The organism is Burkholderia sp. AU30198 (genome assembly GCF_020419825.1).
Taxonomy (GTDB): domain Bacteria; phylum Pseudomonadota; class Gammaproteobacteria; order Burkholderiales; family Burkholderiaceae; genus Burkholderia.
Genome location: NZ_JAIZSA010000029.1, coordinates 36,397 through 61,293, shown reverse-complemented (window position 1 = coordinate 61,293; position 24,897 = coordinate 36,397). Strand labels below are relative to the sequence as shown.

Sequence of the window (24,897 nt, the reverse complement as noted above, 5' to 3'; positions counted from 1 at the left end):
TCGGGCGAGCGCGTCTTCCGTTCCTTTCGTCTGTTTGTTGATCCGGTTCGTTTGACCACAGGGTCTGGCCTAGCTGCATGAATACCCAAGAGGCGAAGATCGTCCTCGAGACTGCTTTGATCTGCGCGCAGGAACCGCTGAAACTCGGCGATTTGCGCAAGCTCTTTGCCGACGGCGTGTCGGCTGACACGGTCCGCACGTTGCTCGAAGATCTGAAACAGGATTGGTCCGGCCGCGGCGTCGAACTGGTGGCGCTGGCAACCGGATGGCGCTTCCAGAGCAAGCCGGCGATGCGTCATTATCTGGATCGCCTGCATCCCGAGAAGCCGCCGAAGTATTCGCGCGCGGTGCTCGAAACGCTCGCGATCATCGCGTACCGGCAGCCCGTCACGCGCGGCGACATCGAAGAGATTCGCGGTGTGACGGTCAATACGCAGGTGGTCAAGCAACTCGAGGATCGCGGCTGGATCGAAGTGATTGGCCATCGCGACGTGCCGGGGCGCCCGGCGCTGTATGCGACGACCAAGCAGTTCCTCGACGACCTCGGCCTGAAGGCGCTCGACGATCTGCCTGCGCTCGAAGAGCCGGCCGCGAACATCGAGGCTGCACTGCTGGCTCAGCAGGCAATGGATTTCGATGAGGGCATGCCGGTTGCCGACGACGCCGCGGGCGATACGTCGCACGCGGATGAGGCGTCCGTCGGCCAATCGGCGGAATTGCCGGGGGATCCCGCGGCGGACGTAACGTCGACGCAGGAAATCCCGGGCCGCGATACGCTCGATGCTGATCGCGGGCAAACGGAACAATTGGAACAGGCTGGCGCCGAAGCAGTGCCGGCCGGTGTGCAGCCCGAGCCGCTGCGCGCGGATTGGAGCGAGGAAGATCGCAAGCCGGCTGCCGAAGCGGTTGCCGGAGACGGAGCGGAAGCGGCCGGCGACATGCCCGGCGAGGCTGGCCAGGCCGGCGCCTCCCGTTCCCGTCCCGCGGACGGCGAGATGCTGGACGACACGTCCGACAGTCTCGCCGACGCCGTACGAAGCGCCAGTGCACCGATCGGTGCCGACGCGCTGCCGGACGACGAAGCAGAACCCGAACAGCGTCGCGCCTGATCGCGGCCAACTTCTTGCCGCGCCCGCGCCGGGCGCGAGACCTGACATTTTGAGGTTGTTTTGACAGATATCCACGATATTGAATCGTCCGCGCCTGCCGTGCAGGCAGCGCGTGCCGACGATGCGCCGGAGCAGGGCGCTTCGGCCGAGGGTGGCGACGAGCGTCCCCGCCGCGGTTTGCGGCGAGGCCCGCGCAGCCTGATCGCGCGGCGTCGCGCGGCGGCCAAGTCGAAGGGCGCCGAAGGCGAGCCGCAGGGCGACGAAAGCGCTGACGCGCAGCCGGCCGAAGCTGCCGAAGCGCAGCCGCCGGCGCGTGCGCCGCGCAAGGAAGGCGCGGCCAAGGGTGCTCGCAAGCCGGCCGCCAAGCGCGAAGGCGCGGCCAAGGCCCAAGGCGGCCAAGGCGGCCAAGGCCGTCGCGGCGGTGCATCGAAGGCTGAAAACAGCGCGCCGAAGGCGGAAGGCGAGGCGTCCCAGGACGAGCTGTTCGCCTACGTGACGTCGCCGGCATTCGACGCGGACAACTCCGCGGGCGGTAGCGGCGTGCGTGCGCCGATGCTGCGTCGCGGCCGCAGCCAGCCGGCGAACAAGCGCGTGCTGTCGCCGGACGACGACGCACCGAAGCTTCACAAGGTGCTGGCGGAGGCGGGCATGGGCTCGCGCCGCGAAATGGAAGAGCTGATCGTCGCCGGCCGCGTGTCGGTGAACGGCGAGCCCGCGCACATCGGCCAGCGCATCATGCCGACCGACCAGGTGCGGATCAACGGCAAGCCGGTCAAGCGCAAGCTGCCGAACAAGCCGCCGCGCGTGCTGCTGTACCACAAGCCGACGGGCGAGATCGTCAGCCACGCGGATCCGGAAGGCCGTCCGTCGGTGTTCGACCGCCTGCCGCCGATGAAGACGGCGAAATGGCTCGCGGTGGGCCGTCTCGACTTCAATACCGAAGGTCTGCTGATGCTGACGACTTCGGGTGACCTCGCAAACCGCTTCATGCACCCGCGCTACAGCGTCGAGCGCGAGTACGCGGTGCGCGTCGTCGGCGAGCTGGCCGAAGGCATGCGGCAGAAGCTGCTGCACGGCGTCGAGCTCGATGACGGCCCGGCGAACTTCCTGCGCATCCGCGACGGCGGCGGCGAGGGCACGAACCACTGGTATCACGTCGCGCTGGCCGAAGGCCGCAACCGTGAAGTGCGCCGGATGTTCGAGGCGGTCGGCCTGATGGTGAGCCGCCTGATCCGTACGCGTCACGGCCCGATTCCGCTGCCGCGCGGTCTGAAGCGCGGCCGCTGGGAGGAGCTCGACGACGCAGAGGTGCGCAAGCTGATGGCGACCGTCGGCCTGAAGGCGCCGTCCGAGGAGAAGGGCAAGCGCGGTGGTGCCGATCAGGCCGAGCGTCGCCAGCCCGATCCGATGCAGACGTCGATGGGCTTCATCGGCCGTGAGCCGGTGCTGACGGCGCACGGGCAGCTGGATCAGCCGCGCCGCGGCGGTGGTCGCCGCGGCGGGCCGGGCCTGCCGGGCCTGAGCGGCTACGGCAGTTTGCCGGTTGCGCCGTCGGGTTACGGCAACCGCGCGGGCGGCAGCCGTGACGGCAACCGCGCAGGCGGCGGCCGTGATGGCAATCGCACGGGTGGCAGCCGTGATGTCGATGGCAACCGCGCATCGTATGGCGCAGGCCCGAAGCGCGACGGCGCGGGCCCCAAGCGCGGCGGCAGCAAGGGCGGCGGCAATCGCAACCCGAACGGCAATCGTGCCGAGGGTGCGGGCAGTGGCGGCGGCCCGCGCGGCGGCCAGCGTCCGCAGCGCAGTCGCACGCGCAGCCGCTAAGCGTTCAGGCGCGCGGCGGCGCAAGGCCGCCGGCGTACCGGAAGGATCGGCAGTCGTCCGGTTTTGTCGGTGCGGCGCGTTGCGTTTATTGCTTTCGGCTATATATATGTCGTGTGGCGCTGCATGGCCGTCGGCATAACCGATCACCGGCGTGCCACGATGGCGCCGGTCGATCGAGCAGCCCGATTTCGCATTTTTGGGCCGGTAAAGGCAGGCAACACGCTGCTTTTACGGGCTGGCTTGGCGTTTGCGCCAAAAATCGCTATAATCGCGAAGTCGCTGGGCGTACGGATTCAATGTGCGGCTCAGGTGCGACCACCAGTAAGAAGATGGGCGTTCCGCCCATTTTTTTTTGCTGAAACGGTTAGGCATCTCGGGTAGCGCTTCCTGCGCCGGCTAAGGCGCGCGCCCGCGGGTGAATCGCGAGCGGCGGGCGCGAACACCTGAGAGGACACAGTGCAACTGACGGAACTGATAGAAACCACGGTCACCGGGCTCGGCTACGAGCTGGTGGATCTCGAGCGCACCGGGCGCGGCATGCTTTGCATCTATATCGATCAGCCTGCCGGCATCTCGCTCGAAGATTGCGAAAAGGTCACGCGTCAGCTCCAGCACGTCTTGACGGTCGAAAACATCGATTACGAACGGCTCGAAGTCTCGTCCCCGGGGCTCGACCGCCCGTTGAAGAAGCTGGCCGACTTCGAGCGCTTCGCCGGCAGCGAAGTTTCCGTGACCTTGAAAAAGCCGCTGGACGGGCGCAAGACGTACCGGGGCATTCTGCACGCGCCGAATGGCGAAACGATCGGTTTGGAATTTGAGAGGAAGAAGGGCGAGGCGGCCATGCTGGATTTCACGCTGGCCGATATCGACAAAGCCCGCCTGATTCCGCAAGTTGACTTTAGGAGCCGCAAATAATGAGTCGCGAAGTGTTGATGCTGGTGGATGCGCTGGCGCGCGAGAAAAACGTCGACAAGGATGTGGTGCTGGGCGCCCTCGAGGCTGCGCTCGCGTCCGCTTCCAAGAAGCTGTTCGACGAAGGCGCCGAAATCCGCGTCCATATCGATCGCGAAAGCGGCGAGCACGAAACCTTCCGTCGCTGGCTCGTCGTGCCCGATGAGGCAGGCTTGCAGGAGCCGGATCGCGAGATCCTGCTGTTCGAAGCGCGTGAGCAGAATGCCGACGTCGAAGTCGGTGAGTATGTCGAGGAACCCGTGCCGTCGATCGAGTTCGGCCGCATCGGTGCGCAGGCCGCGAAGCAGGTGATCCTGCAGCGCGTGCGCGACGCCGAGCGCGAGCAGATCCTGAACGACTACCTCGAGCGCGGTGAAAAGATCATGACAGGTACGGTGAAGCGCCTCGACAAGGGCAACTTCATCGTCGAATCGGGCCGTGTCGAGGCGCTGCTGCGCCGCGATCAGCTGATCCCGAAGGAAAACCTGCGCGTGGGCGACCGCGTGCGGGCGTACATCGCGAAGGTCGACCGCACTGCGCGCGGTCCGCAGATCGAGCTGTCGCGTACGGCGCCCGAATTCCTGATGAAGCTGTTCGAGATGGAAGTGCCGGAAATCGAGCAGGGCCTGCTCGAGATCAAGGCGGCTGCCCGTGACCCGGGCGTGCGCGCGAAGATCGGCGTCATCGCGTACGACAAGCGGATCGATCCGATCGGCACCTGCGTCGGCATCCGCGGTTCCCGCGTGCAAGCCGTGCGCAACGAGCTCGGTGGCGAAAACATCGACATCGTGCTATGGTCGGAGGATCCCGCCCAGTTCGTGATCGGCGCGCTCGCGCCGGCAGCTGTTCAGTCGATTGTCGTCGATGAAGAAAAGCACTCGATGGACGTCGTCGTCGACGAGAACGAGCTGGCTGTCGCGATTGGCCGCAGCGGTCAGAACGTTCGCCTTGCAGGCGAGCTGACCGGCTGGCAGATCAACATCATGACGCCGGACGAATCCGCCCTGAAGCAGGGTGAAGAACGCGACCGGCTGCGTGCGCTGTTCATGGCGCGTCTCGACGTCGACGAAGAAGTTGCCGACATCCTGATCGACGAAGGCTTCACGAGCCTGGAAGAGATTGCGTACGTGCCGCTCAACGAAATGCTCGAAATCGAGGCGTTCGACGAGGACACCGTGCATGAACTGCGCAACCGCGCACGCGACGCGCTGTTGACGATGGCCATCGCGAACGAAGAAAAGGTCGAGAACGCAGCGCTGGATCTCAAGAGCCTCGACGGCATCACGCCGGAGTTGCTCGCGAAGCTGGCCGAACACGGCATGCAGACGCGGGACGATCTCGCCGAGCTGGCTGTGGATGAACTGGTCGACATGACCGGGATGGAAGAGGATGCCGCTAAGGCGTTGATCATGAAAGCACGTGAACACTGGTTCCAGTGAGAAATGACCATGGCGCACTGATTTGATGGCGGCCGTATGGCCTGACCCGATGCTAACCGCAAGGAATCGGTCCTTGCACTAAGAGGAATGAATGGCGAGTAACAACGTAGCCCAATTTGCCGCGGAACTGAAAATGCCTGCTGGTGTGCTGCTCGAACAGCTGCAGGCAGCGGGCGTCCAGAAAGCGAGTGAAGACGATGCGCTGTCCGAAACGGACAAGGCGCGTCTGCTCGATCATTTGCGCAAGTCGCACGGCGCAACCGACGGCGACAAGCGCAAGATCACGCTGACCCGCAAGCATACGTCGGAGATCAAGCAATCTGACGCGACGGGCAAGGCTCGCACCATTCAGGTCGAGGTCCGCAAGAAGCGTACGTTCGTCAAGCGCGACGACGCGAGCGAGGGTGCGGAACAGGGTCAGGCGCAGGTCGCCGAAGCGGACGACGATGCAGAACTGAAGCGTCGCGAAGAAGAAGCGCGCCGCGAGGCCGAACTGCTCGAGAAGCAGGCGCAGGAACTGCGCGAGCGTCAGGAACGCCTCGAGCGCGAGGAAGCAGATCGCCGCGCCCGCGAGGAAGCGGCTGAAGCCGAGCGCCGTCGTGCCGAGGAAGAAGCGGCGGCGAAGCGTGCCGCGGCCGAAGCTGCGGCGGCGCAGCAGCAGGCAGCCGCGCAGCAGCAGGCGGCCGCACAGCAGGCTGCTGCTTCCGAACAGGAAGCGGCAACTGCGCAGTCCGCGCAGGACGAAGCACGCGCAGCCGCCGAACGTGCGGCGCAGCGCGAAGCGGCGAAGAAGGCTGAGGACGCAGCTCGCGAGGCGGCGGACAAGGCGCGCGCCGAGCAGGAAGAGATCAGCAAGCGTCGTGCGGCGGCAGAAGCCGAAGCGCGTGCGATTCGCGAAATGATGAACACGCCGCGCAAGGCCGTGGTCAAGGCAGTCGAGCCGCCGAAGCCGGTCGAGCCGCCGAAGCCGGCCGAAGCGAAGGGCACGCTGCACAAGCCGGCAAAGCCGGAAGGTGCGCAGGCGCGTCCGGCCGTGAAGAAGCCGGCCGGCGCTGCAGCGCCGGCTACGACTGCGCCGGCAGGCGCGGGCGACCGCAACAAGAAGCCGGGCGCAGGCAAGGGCGGCTGGCAGGACGACGCATCGAAGCGTCGCGGCATCAAGACGCGCGGCGACTCGAGCGGCGGCGTCGACCGCGGCTGGCGCGGCGGCCCGAAGGGTCGCGGCCGTCACCAGGACAGCTCGACGTTCCAGGCGCCGACCGAACCGATCGTCCGCGAAGTGCACGTGCCGGAAACCGTGTCGGTTGCCGATCTCGCGCACAAGATGTCGGTCAAGGCCTCCGAAGTCATCAAGGTGATGATGAAGATGGGCCAGATGGTCACGATCAACCAGGTGCTGGACCAGGAAACGGCGATGATCATCGTCGAGGAACTGGGCCACCGCGCGGTTGCCGCGAAGCTGGACGATCCGGAAGCGCTGCTCGTCGAAGGCGAAACGGGTACCGATGCGGAGCAACTGCCGCGTCCGCCGGTCGTCACGGTCATGGGTCACGTCGACCACGGCAAGACCTCGCTGCTCGACCACATCCGCCGCGCGAAGGTTGCCGCTGGCGAAGCGGGCGGCATTACGCAGCATATCGGCGCTTATCACGTCGACACGCCGCGTGGCGTCATCACGTTCCTCGATACGCCGGGTCACGAAGCGTTCACGGCAATGCGTGCACGCGGCGCGAAGGCGACCGACATCGTGGTGCTGGTGGTGGCAGCCGACGACGGTGTGATGCCGCAGACGAAGGAAGCCATCGCCCACGCGAAGGCAGGCGGCGTGCCGATCGTCGTCGCGATCAACAAGATCGACAAGCCGGACGCGAATCTCGATCGCGTCAAGCAGGAGCTGGTCTCGGAAGGCGTCGTGCCCGAAGAGTACGGCGGCGATTCGCCGTTCGTGCCGGTTTCGGCGAAGACGGGCGCGGGTATCGACGATCTGCTCGAGAACGTGCTGCTGCAAGCCGAAGTGCTGGAACTGAAGGCACCGGTCGAGGCGCCGGCCAAGGGCATCGTGATCGAAGCGAAGCTTGACAAGGGCAAGGGCCCGGTCGCGACGATCCTGGTGCAGTCCGGTACGCTGAACCGAGGCGACGTCGTGCTGGCGGGTACGGCCTACGGCCGCGTGCGTGCGATGCTCGACGAGAACGGCAAGCCGACGAAGGAAGCCGGCCCGTCGATCCCGGTCGAAATCCAGGGTCTGTCGGAAGTGCCGGGTGCGGGCGAAGAAGTCATCGTGCTGCCGGACGAGCGCAAGGCGCGTGAAATCGCACTGTTCCGTCAAGGCAAGTTCCGCGACGTCAAGCTTGCGAAGCAGCAGGCCGCGAAGCTGGAGAGCATGCTCGAGCAGATGGGCGAAGGCGAAGTGCAGAACCTGCCGCTCATCATCAAGGCCGACGTGCAGGGCTCGCAGGAAGCACTCGTGCAGTCGCTGCTCAAGCTGTCGACCGCCGAAGTGCGCGTGCAGATCGTGCACAGCGCGGTGGGTGGCATCAGCGAAAACGACGTCAACCTCGCAACGGCATCGAAAGCGGTCATCATCGGCTTCAACACGCGTGCAGATGCACAGGCGCGCAAGCTGGCCGAGTCGAACGGCATCGACATCCGTTACTACAACATCATCTATGACGCAGTGGATGAGGTGAAGGCGGCGATGTCGGGCATGCTGGCACCGGAGAAGCGCGAAGTCATCACCGGCATGGTCGAGGTGCGCCAGGTCTTCAAGGTACCGAAGATCGGTGCAGTCGCCGGCTGTATGGTGACGGACGGTATCGTCAAGCGCTCGTCGTCGGTGCGCGTGCTGCGTAACAACGTCGTGATCTTCACGGGCGAACTCGAATCGCTGAAGCGCTTCAAGGACGACGTGAAGGAAGTGAAGCAAGGCTTCGAGTGCGGTATGTCGGTGAAGAACTTCAACGACATCGTCGAAGGCGACCAGTTCGAAGTCTTCGAAGTGACCGAAGTCGCGCGTACGCTGTAACCCTCGCGCATCGGCTCATGGGCGGGGCAGGCTTGGGCCTGTCCCGCCCATTTTCATGGTGGCGTGCCAATACTGGCCGCCGCTTTATCCTGATAAACGGATCACGGATCGATCATGTCCAGGAAACGTACTTCCCCCAATCGCAACGTGCAGATCGCTGACCAGATTCAGCGCGATCTGTCCGAACTCATCATGCGCGAGGTCAAGGACCCGCGCATCGGCATCGTGACCATCCAGAGCGTGGAACTCACGCCGGATTACGCGCACGCGAAGGTCTTCTTCACTGCGTTGACCGGTGATCCGGCCAAGACGCAGGAAGCGCTGAACCACGCGTCGGGTCACTTGCACAACCTGTTGTTCAAGCGCCTGCACATTCATACGGTGCCGACGCTGCATTTCCACTACGACCAGACGATCGAGAAGGCCGTCGAAATGTCGCGCCTGATCAAGGAAGCGAACTCGACGCGCGCGAAGGACGACGACGAGGCCGACGCGGCCGCCAAGGACGACTGAGCTCGACCGACCTATGACGACTGCAGCACCCCAACGTCCGCGCGTGCCCCGGCGCGTGCTGGACGGCGTCCTCCTGCTCGACAAGCCGATCGGCCTGTCGAGCAACGATGCGCTGATTCGTGCGAAGCGCCTGCTGCTCGCGAAGAAAGCCGGTCACACCGGCACGCTCGATCCGCTGGCTTCGGGTTTGCTGCCGCTGTGCTTCGGCGAGGCGACGAAGTTCTCGCAGGATCTGCTCGAAGCGGACAAGACTTACGAAGCGACGATGCGTCTCGGTCAGCGTACGGCCACCGGCGACGCGGAAGGCGAGGTAATCGACACGCGGCCGGTCGAATGCGACCGCGCGGCGGTAGAAGCCGCGCTCGTGCGCTTCACCGGCGAGATCGTGCAGGTGCCGCCGATGTATTCGGCGCTCAAGCGCGATGGCAAGCCGCTGTACGAATACGCGCGCGCGGGGCAAACCGTCGAACGCGAGGGCCGCAACGTGACGATCCTCGCACTCGACCTGCTCGCGTGCGACCTGCCTGACGTGACGTTTCGCGTGACCTGCAGCAAGGGCACGTACGTGCGCACGCTGGCAGAGGATATCGGCGAGGCGCTCGGTTGCGGTGCGCATCTGACGATGCTGCGTCGCACGGGCGTCGGTGCGCTGACGCTCGAGCATGCGGTGACGCTGGATGCGCTGTCCGATGCCGACGAAGCGTCGCGCGATGCGTGGCTCCAGCCGGTCGACGCGTTGCTGTCGACGTTTCCGCTGGTGCGTCTCGATGAAACCGGCGCGAAGCGGTTCCTGCATGGCCAGCGTCTGCCGCTGTCGGCGCTCGACCCGATCGACGCGGCCGAAGGTGAGCGGGTGCGTGTCTACGACGCGACGCGACTGCTCGGCGTGGCCCGCAAGGCGAACGGCGTACTGGCGCCGGAGCGGCTCGTTGTCACGGCCGCCTGACGCAGCCGAGCGAACGCGCTCCCGTCGAAATAAAAAAGCCCGGTCGATGTCGACCGGGCTTTTTGTTTGCGTTCTGGCTGCGCGTTCAGTGTGCAGCCGATGCCGCGGCGCCTGCATCGCCGCCGCCTGAGCGCTCGGGCTTCGTGATCCAGATCAGCCCGATCAGCAGCACGAAGATCGCCGCCGAGATGTAGAACAGGTCGTTCACGCCGAGCTGCGCGGCCTGCTGCGTGGCCATGTTGTTGATCAACCCGTGCGCCTGCTCCTGCGTCAGACCGAGGTTGCCCATCTGCGTGACGGCCTGGTTGAACGTCGGGTTGTAGACGTTCGTCTGCTCGACCAGCTGCGCATGATGGAAGTTGTTGCGATGGTCCCAGGCCGTCTGGAAGATCGACGTGCCGATACCGCCGCACATGATCCGCACGAAGTTCGACAGGCCCGATGCTGCGGGGATGCGGTGGCCGGGCAGGCCGGACAGCGTGATCGACACCAGCGGGATGAAGAAGCCGGCCATCGCGATGCCCTGCACGAGCGTCGGCAGCGTCAGCGACCATTCGTCGACACCCGTCGTGTAGCGCGACCGCATCCAGAAGCACAGCGCAAACGTCAGGAACGACGCAGTCGAGATAAAGCGCGGATCGGTACGCGGCAGATACTTCCCGGTGAGTGGCGACAGCAGGATGGCGAACAGCCCGACCGGTGCCATCACGAGACCGGCGTCGGTCGCGGTGTAGCCGATCTGCGTCTGCAGCCACAGCGGCAACAGCACGAGGTTGCCAAAGTACAGGCCGTATCCGATCGACAGTGCAACCGTGCCCCCGGTGAAGTTCCGCATGCGGAACAGCGACAGGTCGACGACCGGGTGCTCGGCGGTCAATTCCCAGATGACGAAGAACGCGAACGCAATGACCGCGGTCAGTGCAAGCACGATGATGGTCGTCGACGCGAACCAGTCGAGATCCTTGCCCTTGTCGAGCATGATCTGCAGCGAGCCGACCCAGATGACCAGCAGCGCGAGGCCCACGCCGTCGATCGGCGCGCGGCGCACGGCTGACTCCCGATTGCGGTAGATCGCCCACGTCGCGGCGGCGGCAGCGATGCCGACCGGGATGTTGACGTAGAAGATCCACGGCCACGAGTAGTTGTCCGAGATCCAGCCGCCGAGGATCGGGCCGGCAACCGGGGCGATCAGCGTCGTCATCGCCCATAGCGCGAGCGCCATTGGCGCCTTGGCGCGCGGATAGCTGGACAGCAGGAGCGCTTGGGACAGCGGAATCATCGGGCCCGCAACTGCGCCTTGCAGCACGCGCGACGCAAGCAGGAACGGCAGCGTCGGCGCGAGTCCGCACATCCACGACGAAATGACGAACAGGATGATCGACGCGAGGAACAGGCGAACCTGACCGAAGCGGTCGGTCAGCCAGCCTGTCAGCGGCACCGAGATTGCATTCGCGACCGCGAACGACGTAATGACCCACGTACCCTGGTCGGACGACACGCCGAGGTCGCCCGAGATGGTCGGGATCGCGACGTTCGCGATGGACGTGTCGAGCACGTTCATGAACACCGCGAGCGATACCGCGATTGTCCCGATCACGAGTTGCCCGCCCTGCAGGGGCGGGTGAGAGACAGGAGCCTGTGCCATGTCGGTTGTTTTTCCGGAGTCGGAACGGTTACATCATCTTCGCGATGGCGTTCGACTTCGCCGCGGCCGGTGCCGATGCGTTGCCGCCTGCGTTCTCGGCGATGATGCGGGCGATTTCGGCATCGGCTTCGTCGCCGTACTTCGCGAACACGTTGGTCTCGTAGACGGTGTTCTGCGCGTTCACGAGCTGATCGCCGCGTTCGTCCTTGATGTCCACGTCGACCTGCATCGACAGGCCGATGCGCAGCGGGTGCTTGTCGAGATCCTTCGGATCGAGTTCGATCCGCACCGGCAGGCGCTGCACGACCTTGATCCAGTTACCCGTCGCGTTCTGCGCCGGCAGCAGCGAGAACGCCGAGCCGGTGCCGGCCGAGAAGCCGACCACCTTGCCGTGGTAGACCGCCGACGAGCCATAGATGTCGGCCGTCAGTTCGACCGGCTGGCCGATGCGCATGTGCTTGAGCTGGACTTCCTTGAAGTTCGCATCGACCCACACCGCATTCAGCGGCACCACCGACATCAGCGGCGTGCCCGGCGACACGCGCTGGCCGACCTGCACCGAGCGCTTCGCGACATAGCCGGTGACCGGTGCGGGCAGCACGTTACGCGCATTTGCCAGGTAGGCGTCGCGAACCTTCGCGGCCGCGGCCATCACGTTCGGATGCGATGCGATCGTCGTGTTCGCGGTCAGCGCGCGGTTCGATGCGAGCTGCTGCTGCGACGCGTCGAGCGATGCCTGGGCGGCGCGAACGGCGTCGCGTGCGTGCGAGATTTCTTCCTGCGACACGGCGCCCGTCTGCGCGACGGCTACGCGGCGACGGAGATCGTCCTCGGCTTTCGACAGGTCGGACTGGCGCAGCGCGACTTGCGCGCGGTACTGGTCGTCGTTGACGAACAGGCCGCGCACCTGGCGCACCGTTTGCGCGAGATTGGCTTCGGCCTGCTGCAGCGTGACCTGCGAATCGGCCGGGTCGAGCACGACGAGCGGATCGCCGGCCTTGACCGTCTGCGTGTCGTCGGCTTTCACCGCGATCACGGTGCCGGTGACTTGCGGCGTGATCTGCACGACGTTGCCGTTCACGTACGCGTCGTCGGTCCCTTCATGGAAGCGGGCGACGAGGAAGTAATACAGGCCATACGCGATGGCCGCGATCACGATGACCGCGATGAGCAGCGTCATCATTCGTTTGCGTTTGCCGTTGCTCTGCGGCTGCGCGCTGGCGGCGTTTTGTTGGTCGCTCATGGCGATTTTCTCCGTCCGTTATTTCGAGTGTCTGCGTAGTGGTGGCGCCGGATCAGTTGGCGGCCTGTTTTGTCGGCTTGTCGGCATCGGGTGCGGCGAGCGGCGTGCCGGTCGCGTCGAACCCGCCACCCAGCGCCTTGATCAGCGCGAGCTGCATGTCGCGGCGGCGCATCTTCAGGTTGGTCACCGTCTGCTCCGATGCGAGGCGGTTGCTGTCCGCGTTCAGCACCTGCAGCTGCGGCGACAGGCCGGCCTTGTAGCGGATGACAGCGAGGTCATAGGCGCGCGTCGATGCGTCGAGTGCGCGTTGCGCATCGCCCATCTGGCGATCGACCGCGCGGATCGACGCGACCTGCGTCGCGACGTCGTTCAGCGCGCTGATCAGCGTCTGGTTGTAGTTCGCCACCGACAGGTCGAAGTCCGCGTAGCGGCCCTTGAGCTGCGCGCGCAGCGCGCCGGCGTCGAAAATCGGCAGGTGGATCGCCGGGCCGAACTGTGCCTGGCGGCTCGCGAAATTCAGGAATTTGCCCCAGCCGAACGCATCGAAGCCGAAGCCCGCCGCGAGGTTCACGTCGGGATAGAACTCGGCCTTCGCTTCCTTCACGTCGTGCATCGCGGCTTCGACCTGCCAGCGCGCGGCGACGATGTCGGGGCGGCGCGCGACGAGATCGGCCGGCAGGTTGCCGGGCAGCGCGACTTCGCCGCTCGGGTTCAGCACGGGCGCCGCGATCTGCAGCCCGCGATCCGGGCCCTTGCCGAGCAGTGCCGCGAGCTGGTAGCGCACCGTCGTGATCTGGCCATCGAGATCCGACAGCGAAGCCTGGGTCGTCGCGATATTGCCGCGGGCCGTCTGGCGTTCGACGTTGGTGTCGAGGCCGGCTGACACGCGGCCGTCGGTGATCTTGCCGACCGTCTCGCGGTTGGTGATCTCGCGTTGTGCGATATCGCGCAGCGCATAGAGTTGCGCGAGCGAGTTGTAGGTGCGTGCGACCGACGACGCGAGCGTGATGCGTGCCTGCTGCATGTCCGCTTCGGCCGCCTTTTCCTGCGACACGGCGGTGTGCAGGCGTTCGCGGTTCTTGCCCCACAGGTCGAGTTCCCACGACGCGCTTGCGAGCGCGTTGTTCTCGCTGTACCACTGGCCGCCGTACGGGGGCGGGAACAGCGCGTTCCCCGAATACAGCTCGCGCGTCCACGAATAGCTGGCTTCCGCCTTCGGCAGCAGGCTCGAACGCGACGATTCGATGTACGACGACGCCTTGGCGATACGCGCCTGCGCCTGCGCGATCGAAGGATTGCCCTGCAGGGCTTCGTCGATCAGCTTCGGCAGTTGCGGATCGCCGAACTGGCTGGCCCAGTCGAGCGCCGGCCACTGGCCGCCCTGGGCCGGCAGGCTCTGGGCGGATTCGAATTGCGACGCGGGGGCGATCTGCTTGTCGCTCTTGATGCCGATGTAATTTGCGCAGCCCGCCAGCGCCAGTGCGGCGACCGCGGCGGCAACGGCGGCGCGGCACGACCCGGCGCGCACGGACAACGGGGAGGATTTCATCGCGCTGATCCCTGACTCGGAATGAATGATGGACACTGCAAGGATTTCCTTACATTAATCTGTCAAAAGTAATTGTTATGGCAACTATTACGTGATGCTGCCGCCGGCGGTCTCGCAGTAGTTGCTGAGAATGCGGCGCAGCATGCTCTTCAGGAACCCGACTTCTTCCGGCGTAAACCCGTCCAGCACCTGGTCGAGCACGCTGCGGAAAATCGGCGGCAGCCGTTCGGCGAGCGCACGGCCTTCGTCGGTCAGCTCGAGGCGCACGACACGCCGATCCTCGATGCTGCGAACACGGGACAGCAGGCCGCGTTTCTCGACCCGGTCGAGCAGGCGCGTGACCGCGCTCGCGTCGATCCCGTACTCGCGCGCGAGCTCGGCGGCCGTCGAGCATTTGCCGACCGCGATCATGAACAGCATGCTCGCCTGCGTGCCCGTGATGCCGAGCTCTTCCTGCGTGCGTTGCGTGACGAGGTTGGTCATCACCGACTTCACGCGCGACATCAGATAGCCGACGCTGTCGTTCATCTGATACGAAGACAGCGGCGAAACGGGTGGTTGGGTAGAAGAATCCGGCATAAAACCCTGAAGCTGCAATAGTTGACTAGGCAGCAGTATAGGCACAGTTGCTTGCCGCGGCAAATGTTAATCGAACGGCAAAGGGCGCGCTTCGCGTCAGACAAATCCCTTATTTCAATAAGGTTTTTGACCTCGGCGACGACGTGGGCTTCGATCGATTGGCGTGTTCGAGGGGAGGGCGCGCGGGCCTGCTGGCTGCGTCGCAACGTGTCCGCCAGCTTTCGACATTCTCACGTGCTATAATTTGTGGTTTCCAAGCTGCAATGCGCGCGCCCGTGAAAACCGAGCGGGCGCTTTTGCGCGTTCAAACGATTTCCAGGTTTCTATGACCCGCGCCCTTCGCAATATCGCCATCATCGCCCACGTCGACCACGGCAAGACCACGCTCGTCGACCAACTGCTTCGCCAGTCCGGCACCTTCCGCGAGAACCAGCAGATTGCGGAACGGGTGATGGACTCGAACGACATCGAAAAAGAGCGCGGGATCACGATTCTCGCGAAGAACTGCGCGGTCGAGTACGAAGGCACGCACATCAACATCGTCGACACGCCGGGGCACGCGGACTTCGGTGGCGAGGTGGAGCGCGTGCTGTCGATGGTCGACTCGGTGCTGCTGCTCGTCGACGCGGTCGAAGGCCCGATGCCGCAGACGCGCTTCGTCACGAAGAAGGCGCTCGCGCTCGGCCTGAAGCCGATCGTCATCGTCAACAAGATCGACCGTCCGGGTGCGCGGATCGACTGGGTCATCAACCAGACCTTCGATCTGTTCGACAAGCTCGGCGCAACCGAAGAGCAGCTCGACTTCCCGATCGTCTACGCATCGGGCCTGAACGGCTATGCGTCGCTCGACCCGGCTGCGCGCGAAGGCGACATGCGCCCGCTGTTCGAAGCGGTCCTCGAGTACGTGCCGGTCCGTCCGGCGGATCCGGAGGCGCCGCTGCAGCTGCAGATCACGTCGCTCGACTATTCGACGTACGTCGGCCGGATCGGCGTCGGCCGCATCACGCGCGGTCGTATCAAGCCGGGCCAGCCGGTCGCGATGCGCTTCGGGCCGGAAGGCGATGTGCTGAACCGCAAGATCAACCAGGTGCTGTCGTTCACGGGCCTTGAGCGCGTGCAGGTCGAATCGGCCGAAGCGGGCGACATCGTGCTGATCAACGGTATTGAAGACGTCGGCATCGGCGCAACGATCTGCGCGGTGGATACGCCGGAAGCGCTGCCGATGATCACCGTCGACGAGCCGACGCTGACGATGAACTTCCTCGTCAACTCGTCGCCGCTCGCCGGCCGCGAAGGCAAGTTCGTCACGAGCCGCCAGATCCGCGACCGCCTGATGAAGGAACTGAACCACAACGTCGCGCTGCGCGTGAAGGACACCGGCGACGAAACGGTGTTCGAAGTGTCGGGCCGCGGCGAACTGCACCTGACGATTCTCGTCGAGAACATGCGTCGTGAAGGCTACGAACTGGCCGTGTCGCGTCCGCGTGTCGTGATGCAGGAAATCGATGGCGTGCGCCACGAGCCGTACGAACTGCTGACCGTCGACGTCGAGGACGAGCATCAGGGTGGCGTGATGGAAGAACTCGGTCGCCGCAAGGGCGAGATGCTCGACATGGCGTCGGACGGCCGCGGCCGCACGCGCCTGGAGTACAAGATCTCGGCGCGTGGCCTGATCGGCTTCCAGAGCGAATTCCTGACGCTCACGCGCGGCACGGGCCTGATGAGCCACATCTTCGACTCGTACGCACCGGTCAAGGATGGCTCGGTCTTCGAGCGCCGCAACGGCGTGCTGATCTCGCAGGACGACGGTGCTGCCGTGGCCTACGCACTGTGGAAGCTGCAGGATCGCGGCCGCATGTTCGTGAAGCCGGGTGACGCGCTCTATGAGGGCATGATCATCGGTATCCACAGCCGTGACAACGACCTCGTCGTGAACCCGATCAAGGGCAAGCAGCTGACCAACGTGCGCGCGTCGGGTACCGACGAAGCCGTGCGCCTCGTGCCGCCGGTCCAGATGTCGCTGGAATACGCGGTCGAATTCATCGACGACGACGAGCTCGTCGAAGTGACGCCGCAGTCGATCCGCCTGCGCAAGCGTCACCTGAAGGAGCACGAGCGTCGCCGCGCGAGCCGCGAAGGTGCGGTCGACTAAGCATTTCGACCGTTCGCTGCGTCACGGAAAAGGCTGCCTGCGGGCAGCCTTTTTTGCATCTGCGCGACGTGCAACCGGGTTGCCTGCAAAACACTGTTTCTGAGGGGTGTGGCAATCCGGCAAAACCCCGTCGCGCGGTGCTTTCAGGCACATTTCACCGTGAACTTCGGTATCGGTTCTGTGATATGCTGCGCGCACGCAAGTTTAGGTCCTTCCAAGCAAGACTTGATTCGCAATCCGCTAAACGGTCAGGCCGTGTCGCGGAAGGTTGAGTAACCCGCTATTTCTCGAGAAGCTCGAAGAAAGGTGAGCGTAAAATGTCAGATGTAATGAAGCAGTTTCAGCTGAACTCCTATCTGTTCGGCGGCAATGCTTCGTACGTTGAAGAACTGTACGATGCATACCTCAACAATCCGGCATCGGTGCCGGAGAACTGGCGAGAGTATTTCGACGCGCTGCAGAATGTGCCTGCAACGGACGGTTCGAATGCCAATGACGTCGCCCATTTTCCGATCGTCGAATCGTTCGCCGAGCGCGCGAAGGCCAATGCCTTCATTCCGCGCGAAAGCACCAGCAATCTGGCTGCGGCACGCAAGCAAGTGCACGTCCAGTCCCTCATCAGCGCCTATCGCTTCCTCGGCTCGCAATGGGCCAATCTGGATCCTCTGAAGCGTCGCGAACGTCCCGCCATTCCCGAACTCGAACCCGCGTTCTACGATTTCTCCGAAGGCGACCTCGACCAGACGTACAGCGCAAGCAACCTGTACTTCGGTTTCGACCAGGCTTCGCTGCGCGACATCGTCAAGGGTCTGCGCGACACGTACTGCGGCACGATCGGCGCCGAATACATGTACATCAGCGACCCGGAACAGAAGCGCTGGTGGCAGGAGCGTCTGGAGTCGATCCGCGCGACGCCGAACTTCTCGGCAGACGAGAAGAAGCACATCCTGAATCGCCTGACGGCATCGGAAGGTCTCGAGCGCTATCTGCACACCAAGTACGTCGGCCAGAAGCGCTTCTCGCTCGAAGGCGGCGAAAGCTTCATCGCGGCGATGGACGAAGTCGTCCAGCACTCGGGCAAGCGCGGCGTGCAGGAAATCATCATCGGCATGGCCCACCGTGGCCGTCTGAACGTGCTGGTCAACACGCTGGGCAAGATGCCGGCCGACCTGTTCGCCGAATTCGAAGGCAAGCACGTCGACGACCTGCCGGCCGGTGACGTGAAGTACCACAAGGGCTTCTCGTCGGACGTGTCGACGGAAGGCGGCCCGGTCCACCTGTCGCTCGCGTTCAACCCGTCGCACCTCGAAATCGTGAACCCGGTGGTCGAAGGTTCCGCGAAGGCGCGGATGGATCGTCGCGGCGACGAAGACGGCCTGCAGGTGCTGCCGGTGCAGATCCACGGTGACGCGGCCTTCGCAGGCCAGGGCGTCGTGATGGAAACGCTGAACCTCGCGCAGACGCGCGGCTACGGCACGCACGGCACGCTGCACATCGTCATCAACAACCAGATCGGCTTCACGACGTCCGACCCGCGCGATGCGCGCTCGACGCTGTACTGTACCGACGTCGTCAAGATGATCGAGGCGCCGGTGCTGCACGTGAACGGCGACGATCCGGAAGCCGTCGTGCTCGCGATCCAGATCGCGATCGACTACCGGATGCAGTTCCACAAGGATGTCGTGATCGACATCGTCTGCTTCCGCAAGCTGGGCCACAACGAGCAGGACACGCCGGCAGTCACGCAGCCGCTGATGTACAAGAAGATCGCGCAGCACCCGGGCACCCGTGCGCTGTACGCCGAGAAGCTCGTGCAGCAGGGCGTGATCAGCGCGGAAGACGCCGACGCCTACGTGAAGGCGTACCGCAAGGCGATGGACGACGGTCACCACACGGTCGACCCGGTCCTGTCGAACTACAAGAGCAAGTACGCGGTCGACTGGGTTCCGTTCCTGAACCGCAAGTGGACGGATGCAGCCGACACGGCCGTGCCGCTCGCAGAACTGAAGCGCCTCGGCGAACGCATCACGACGGTCCCGGAAAACTTCAAGGTTCACCCGCTCGTCGAGCGCGTGATCAACGACCGCCGCAACATGGCGCGTGGCGACCAGCCGCTCGACTGGGGCATGGGCGAGCACCTCGCGTACGCGTCGCTCGTCGCATCGGGCTACTCGGTGCGCCTGACCGGCCAGGACTCGGGCCGCGGCACGTTCACGCACCGTCACGCAGTGCTGCACGACCAGAACCGCGAGCGCTGGAACGACGGCACGTACGTGCCGCTGCAGAACATCGCTGAAGGCCAGGCGAAGTTCACGGTGATCGACTCGGTGCTGTCGGAAGAAGCGGTGCTGGGCTTCGAATACGGTTACTCGACCGCCGAGCCGAACACGCTCGTGCTGTGGGAAGCGCAGTTCGGCGACTTCGTCAACGGTGCGCAGGTCGTGATCGACCAGTTCATCTCGTCGGGCGAAGTGAAGTGGGGCCGCGTGTCGGGTCTCACGATGCTGCTGCCGCACGGCTACGAAGGCCAGGGTCCGGAACACTCGTCGACGCGTATCGAGCGTTTCCTGCAACTGTGCGCAGATCACAACATGCAGGTCGTTCAACCGACGACGCCGGCGCAGATTTTCCACCTGCTGCGTCGCCAGATGATCCGCTTGTTCCGCAAGCCGCTGATCGTCGCGACGCCGAAGTCGCTGCTGCGTCACAAGGAAGCGGTGTCGGATCTGTCGGAACTCGCGAAGGGTTCGTTCCAGCCGGTGCTGGGCGAAACCGACGGCGGCATCGACGCGAAGAAGGTCAAGCGCGTGCTGGCATGCTCGGGCCGCGTGTATTACGACCTCGTCGCCCATCGCCGCGAAGCGAAGGCGAACGACGTCGCGATCATCCGTATCGAGCAGCTGTATCCGTTCGCGCACAAGCAGTTCGAAGCTGAAATGAAGAAGTACGAGAACGCGACTGAAGTGGTCTGGGTGCAGGACGAGCCGCAGAACCAGGGTCCCTGGTTCTACGTCGAGCACCATCTGAAGGAAGGCATGAAGGAAGGGCAGAAGCTGGCATACAGCGGCCGTCCGGCTTCGGCCTCGCCGGCGGTTGGCTACTACGCGAAGCACTACGAGCAGCAGAAGGCCCTCATCGAAGGTGCATTCGGCCGCCTGAAGAGCGCATCGATCGCGAAATAACCGACGGACGCGAAACGGGAAGGCGCCATGCGCTTTCCCGTCTCTTTTGGCCCGCCGGGCGCGTAGCGCGCCGCACCGGCCGAAGGAATCGCACGAACCTCGTCATTACCCAGATTAAGCATCCAGGAAAATCACATGGCTATCGTAGAAGTCAAAGTCCCCCAGCTTTCGGAGTCGGTTTCGGAAGCCACCATGCTGCAGTGGAAGAAGAAGCCGGGCGAAGCAGTTGCTCAAGACGAAATCCTGATCGAACTCGAGACCGACAAGGTCGTGCTCGAAGTGCCGGCACCGGCCGCAGGCGTGCTCGCGCAAGTGCTGCAGAACGACGGTGACACCGTCGTTGCTGATCAGCTGATCGCAACGATCGACACCGAAGCGAAGGCAGGTGCAGCCGAAGCCGCGGCGGGCGCCGCCGAAGTCAAGCCGGCAGCAGCGCCTGCTGCAGCCGCACCGGCAGCACAGCCGGTCGCAGCCGCCGCATCGTCGACCACCGCATCACCGGCCGCATCGAAGCTGCTGGCCGAGAAGGGCCTGTCGGCAGGCGACGTCGCAGGTTCGGGCCGCGACGGCCGCGTCACGAAGGGCGACGCGCTGGCAGCAGGCAGCGCACCGAAGGCCGCTCCGGCAGCAGCACCGGCGAAGACCGCCGCTGCGAAGCCGTCACTGCCGGACGTGAAGGTGCCGGCGTCGGCGACGACCTGGCTGAACGACCGTCCGGAGCAGCGCGTGCCGATGTCGCGCCTGCGTGCGCGTATCGCCGAGCGTCTGCTCGAATCGCAGCAGACCAACGCGATCCTGACGACGTTCAACGAAGTGAACATGGCCCCGGTCATGGAACTGCGCAACAAGTACAAGGACAAGTTCGAGAAGGAACATGGCGTGAAGCTCGGCTTCATGTCGTTCTTCGTGAAGGCGGCCGTGCACGCGCTGAAGAAGTTCCCGCTCGTGAACGCGTCGATCGACGGTAACGACATCGTCTACCACGGCTACTTCGACATCGGTATCGCTGTCGGCTCGCCGCGCGGCCTCGTCGTGCCGATCCTGCGCAACGCGGATCAACTGAGCCTCGCCGAGATCGAAAAGAAGATCGCCGAGTTCGGCCAGAAGGCGAAGGACGGCAAGCTGTCGATCGAGGAAATGACGGGCGGTACGTTCTCGATCTCGAACGGCGGCGTGTTCGGCTCGATGCTGTCGACCCCGATCATCAACCCGCCGCAGTCGGCAATCCTCGGCGTGCACGCGACGAAGGAGCGTCCGGTCGTCGAAAACGGCCAGATCGTGATCCGTCCGATCAACTACCTCGCGCTGTCGTACGACCACCGCATCATCGACGGCCGCGAAGCCGTGCTGTCGCTCGTCGCGATGAAGGATGCGCTGGAAGATCCGGCACGCCTGCTGCTCGACCTGTAAGCCGAGTTTCACCGCATTGACCCGCTCCGCACGGGCGCGCGACACGCGCTGCCCGTGCGGTTGCACAAGAAGAAAGGATTGTCATGTCCAAGGAATTTGACGTCGTCGTGATCGGCGCCGGCCCCGGCGGCTACATCGCCGCGATCCGCGCCGCGCAGCTCGGCAAGACCGTTGCCTGTATCGAGAAGTGGAAGAACCCGGCCGGCGCGCTGAAGCTCGGCGGCACGTGCCTGAACGTCGGCTGCATCCCGTCGAAGGCGCTGCTCGCGTCGTCGGAAGAGTTCGAGAACACGTCGCACCACCTGGCCGACCACGGCATCACGGTCGACGGCGTGAAGATCGACGTCGCGAAGATGCTCGGCCGCAAGGACGCGATCGTCGAGAAGATGACGAGCGGGATCGAGTTCCTGTTCAAGAAGAACAAGATCACCTGGCTGAAGGGCCATGGCAAGTTCACCGGCAAGACCGACGCCGGCGTGCAGATCGAAGTGAGCGGCGAAGGCGAAGCCGAAGTCGTCACCGCGAAGAACGTGATCATCGCGACGGGCTCGAAGGCCCGTCACCTGCCGGGTCTTCCGGTCGACAACAAGATCGTGTCGGACAACGAAGGTGCGCTGACGTTCGACGCGGTGCCGAAGAAGCTCGCCGTGATCGGCGCAGGCGTGATCGGCCTCGAGCTCGGCTCGGTGTGGCGTCGCCTGGGTGCCGAAGTGACGGTGCTCGAAGCGCTGCCGGCGTTCCTCGGCGCAGCCGACGAAGCGCTCGCGAAGGAAGCGGCCAAGCTGTTCAAGAAGCAGGGCCTCGACATCCATCTCGGCGTGAAGATCGGCGAAGTGAAGACGACCGCGGACGGCGTGTCGATCGCCTACACGGACAAGGACGGCAACGCGCAGACGCTCGACGCCGACCGCCTGATCGTGTCGGTCGGCCGCGTGCCGAACACCGACAACCTCGGCCTCGAGGCAATCGGCCTGAAGGCGAACGAACGCGGCTTCATCGACGTGGACGACCACTGCCGCACGGCGGTGCCGAACGTGTACGCGATTGGCGACGTGGTGCGCGGCCCGATGCTCGCGCACAAGGCGGAAGACGAAGGCGTGCTGGTCGCGGAAGTGATCGACGGCCAGAAGCCGCACATCGACTACAACTGCATTCCGTGGGTGATCTACACGTACCCGGAAATCGCATGGGTCGGCAAGACGGAGCAGCAGCTGAAGGCGGAAGGCCGCGAGATCAAGTCGGGCAAGTTCCCGTTCTCGATCAACGGCCGCGCGCTCGGCATGAACGCGCCGGACGGTTTCGTGAAGATGATCGCGGATGCGAAGACCGACGAACTGCTCGGCGTGCACGTGATCGCTGCGAACGCGTCGGACCTGATCGCGGAAGCCGTGGTCGCGATGGAATTCAAGGCGGCGTCGGAAGACATCGCCCGCATCTGCCATCCGCACCCGTCGATGTCGGAAGTGATGCGCGAAGCGGCGCTCGCCGTCGACAAGCGCTCGCTGAACAGCTGAGCGCGGTATAGCGCCGGCCGGCCAACGGCCGGCGCAACCGTCTCATGACGAAGGCGGGCGGGGTTTCCCGTCCGCCTTCGTTTTTTCCGGTTTACCCGATGAACGTCACCGAATACTACACGCGCGAACTGACCACGCGCGGCTATCAGTCCGATCCCGCGCAGCGCGCGGCCGTCGATCGCCTGCAACAATGCTTCGACGAGTGGGTCGAGTACAAGGCGCGCCGCTCGAACGCGTTCAAGAAGCTCATCAATCATCCTGACCTCCCGCGCGGCGTCTACATGTGGGGCGGCGTCGGTCGTGGCAAGAGCTTCCTGATGGACAGCTTCTACGCGGTCGTGCCCGTGCAGCGCAAGACGCGCCTGCATTTCCACGAATTCATGCGCGAAGTGCACCGCGAGCTCGAGGAACTGAAAGGGCAGGCCGATCCGCTCGACGAACTCGCACGGCGTATTGCGAAGCGCTACCGGCTGATCTGCTTCGACGAGTTCCACGTGTCGGACATTGCCGATGCGATGATCCTGTATCGTCTGCTCGACCGCCTGTTCAACAACGGCGTGCAGTTCGTGATGACGTCCAACTACGATCCCGATGACCTGTATCCGGACGGCCTGCATCGCGACCGCATGCTGCCGGCGATCGCGCTGATCAAGTCCAAGCTTGATGTGCTCAACGTCGATGCGGGTGTCGACTATCGCCAGCGCACGCTCGCGCAGGTGAAGATGTATCACACGCCGCTCGGCGCGGACGCCGATCGCGAATTGCGGCATGCGTTCCAGAAGCTCGCTGCCGTTCCTGATGAAAGCCCGCTCCTGCATATCGAGAAACGCGAGCTGAAGGCGCTGCGCAAGGCGGACGGTGTTGTCTGGTTCGACTTCGCGACGCTGTGCGGTGGCCCGCGCTCGCAGAACGACTATCTCGAACTCGCGAGCCGCTTCCACGCGATCGTGCTGTCCGAGGTGCCGCAGATGTCACCGCGGATGGCGTCCGAAGCGCGCCGCTTCACGTGGCTCATCGACGTGCTGTACGACCACAAGGTCAAGCTGCTGATGTCCGCGGCGGTGCCGGCGGAGCAGTTGTACATCGAAGGCCCGATGGCCAACGAGTTTGCACGTACGGTGTCGCGAATCGTCGAGATGCAGTCGAAGGAATATATCGAAACGCCGCGCCGCATCGTCGATACGTCGCTGACCTGAGTGTGATTGTCGGGAATTGGCGGGATTCAAACGTCAATTCCGGTCAAATAAGGGCGATCTCAGGGTATTTTCGGATTTGTCTTATATTCATCGTTGAGGTGAGTCGATATCGTTGTGTCATGGTTACCAAGGCTGGAGATATCCATGACACCGTATCGCGATTTGACCGACCACGAGTGGCGCTGTGTCGCGCCGCTTCTGCCCGAAATGCAGCCGCGCACCGAGTTGCGCGGCCGGCCATTGGCCAATACGCGTGCCGTCCTGAACGGCGTGCTCTGGGTGATCTACAGCGGCGCAACGTGGTCGGCCATGCCGCGCCGTTACCCGTCGTATCAAACTTGCCATCGACGCTTCAAGGTCTGGCACGAGACGGGTACGTTGATGAGTGTCATGCGTGAACTCTATGGCGACGCAGGCGTGAATCTGTGCAACGAATTGTCCGCGCGGATGCGCAAGCACACGCAATCGAAGGCGGCGGAAGCGCGCAGCAATGTGGCGCCCGCGTATCGGGCACCTGGCAGCTATGCGTCGGACACGCTGAAGCATGCAGCGTGATATCCGTCAGTTCGAGCTACACCCGCACCAAAACAAAATCGGCCTGGCGACATCGTCGCAGGCCG

At 64.4% G+C, this 24,897-nt stretch carries 17 protein-coding genes; 13 read left to right on the top strand and 4 right to left on the bottom strand.

What is annotated here, in order from left to right; genetic code table 11:
- The first annotated feature begins 77 nt into the window (after positions 1-77).
- The 7 genes from scpB (at position 78) to truB (ending at position 9,807) form a co-directional block, all read left to right on the top strand.
- Positions 78-1,109 carry an SMC-Scp complex subunit ScpB gene (scpB, locus tag LGN19_RS37400; protein WP_226220017.1) on the top strand — a complete coding sequence of 344 codons (1,032 nt, stop codon included), beginning with the start codon at positions 78-80 and terminating at the stop codon, positions 1,107-1,109.
- 60 nt (positions 1,110-1,169) lie between these two features.
- Positions 1,170-2,933 carry a 23S rRNA pseudouridine(2605) synthase RluB gene (gene rluB, locus LGN19_RS37395; RefSeq protein WP_226220016.1) on the top strand — a complete coding sequence of 588 codons (1,764 nt, stop codon included), beginning with the start codon at positions 1,170-1,172 and terminating at the stop codon, positions 2,931-2,933.
- 456 nt (positions 2,934-3,389) lie between these two features.
- On the top strand, positions 3,390-3,848 hold the full coding sequence (rimP, locus tag LGN19_RS37390; protein ID WP_014897219.1) for a ribosome maturation factor RimP: 459 nt from the start codon (positions 3,390-3,392) through the stop codon (positions 3,846-3,848).
- On the top strand, positions 3,848-5,323 hold the full coding sequence (nusA, locus tag LGN19_RS37385; RefSeq protein WP_226220015.1) for a transcription termination factor NusA: 1,476 nt from the start codon (positions 3,848-3,850) through the stop codon (positions 5,321-5,323). Before rimP ends, nusA begins: the two co-directional genes overlap by 1 nt.
- A gap of 91 nt (positions 5,324-5,414) precedes the next feature.
- Positions 5,415-8,348: a translation initiation factor IF-2 gene (infB, locus tag LGN19_RS37380; protein WP_226220014.1), complete on the top strand. Its 2,934-nt coding sequence runs from the start codon at positions 5,415-5,417 to the stop codon at positions 8,346-8,348.
- Between the two features lie 114 nt (positions 8,349-8,462).
- Positions 8,463-8,861 (top strand): 30S ribosome-binding factor RbfA, encoded by a 399-nt coding sequence (rbfA, locus tag LGN19_RS37375; protein ID WP_122945165.1) that lies wholly within the window; start codon positions 8,463-8,465, stop codon positions 8,859-8,861.
- Between the two features lie 13 nt (positions 8,862-8,874).
- Positions 8,875-9,807 (top strand): tRNA pseudouridine(55) synthase TruB, encoded by a 933-nt coding sequence (gene truB / locus LGN19_RS37370; RefSeq protein ID WP_226220013.1) that lies wholly within the window; start codon positions 8,875-8,877, stop codon positions 9,805-9,807.
- 85 nt (positions 9,808-9,892) lie between these two features.
- On the opposite strand, the gene LGN19_RS37365 is transcribed toward truB, so the two are convergent.
- The 4 genes from LGN19_RS37365 to LGN19_RS37350 form a co-directional block, all read right to left on the bottom strand.
- Positions 9,893-11,452 (bottom strand): DHA2 family efflux MFS transporter permease subunit, encoded by a 1,560-nt coding sequence (locus tag LGN19_RS37365; RefSeq protein ID WP_226220012.1) that lies wholly within the window; start codon positions 11,450-11,452, stop codon positions 9,893-9,895.
- Between the two features lie 28 nt (positions 11,453-11,480).
- Positions 11,481-12,695, bottom strand: a complete 1,215-nt coding sequence (locus LGN19_RS37360) for an efflux RND transporter periplasmic adaptor subunit (RefSeq protein WP_226220011.1) — start codon at positions 12,693-12,695, stop codon at positions 11,481-11,483.
- Positions 12,696-12,747: 52 nt separating this feature from the next.
- Positions 12,748-14,244: an efflux transporter outer membrane subunit gene (locus LGN19_RS37355; RefSeq protein WP_226220010.1), complete on the bottom strand. Its 1,497-nt coding sequence runs from the start codon at positions 14,242-14,244 to the stop codon at positions 12,748-12,750.
- 87 nt (positions 14,245-14,331) lie between these two features.
- Positions 14,332-14,823: a MarR family winged helix-turn-helix transcriptional regulator gene (locus tag LGN19_RS37350; protein WP_122945170.1), complete on the bottom strand. Its 492-nt coding sequence runs from the start codon at positions 14,821-14,823 to the stop codon at positions 14,332-14,334.
- A gap of 325 nt (positions 14,824-15,148) precedes the next feature.
- On the opposite strand from LGN19_RS37350, the gene typA reads away from it, so the two are divergent.
- The 6 genes from typA to LGN19_RS37320 all read left to right on the top strand — a co-directional run bounded on the left by typA (position 15,149) and on the right by LGN19_RS37320 (position 24,832).
- Complete coding sequence (gene typA, locus LGN19_RS37345) at positions 15,149-16,975, top strand: translational GTPase TypA (protein ID WP_226220009.1); 1,827 nt, start codon at positions 15,149-15,151, stop codon at positions 16,973-16,975.
- Between the two features lie 317 nt (positions 16,976-17,292).
- On the top strand, positions 17,293-20,157 hold the full coding sequence (locus LGN19_RS37340; protein ID WP_226220008.1) for a 2-oxoglutarate dehydrogenase E1 component: 2,865 nt from the start codon (positions 17,293-17,295) through the stop codon (positions 20,155-20,157).
- A gap of 135 nt (positions 20,158-20,292) precedes the next feature.
- Positions 20,293-21,567, top strand: a complete 1,275-nt coding sequence (gene odhB / locus LGN19_RS37335; RefSeq protein ID WP_089450367.1) for a 2-oxoglutarate dehydrogenase complex dihydrolipoyllysine-residue succinyltransferase — start codon at positions 20,293-20,295, stop codon at positions 21,565-21,567.
- Positions 21,568-21,650: 83 nt separating this feature from the next.
- Positions 21,651-23,081, top strand: a complete 1,431-nt coding sequence (lpdA, locus tag LGN19_RS37330; protein ID WP_226220007.1) for a dihydrolipoyl dehydrogenase — start codon at positions 21,651-21,653, stop codon at positions 23,079-23,081.
- 98 nt (positions 23,082-23,179) lie between these two features.
- Positions 23,180-24,277, top strand: a complete 1,098-nt coding sequence (gene zapE, locus LGN19_RS37325; RefSeq protein WP_089439955.1) for a cell division protein ZapE — start codon at positions 23,180-23,182, stop codon at positions 24,275-24,277.
- 144 nt (positions 24,278-24,421) lie between these two features.
- Positions 24,422-24,832, top strand: a complete 411-nt coding sequence (locus LGN19_RS37320; protein WP_226220006.1) for a transposase — start codon at positions 24,422-24,424, stop codon at positions 24,830-24,832.
- Positions 24,833-24,897 lie beyond the last annotated feature (65 nt).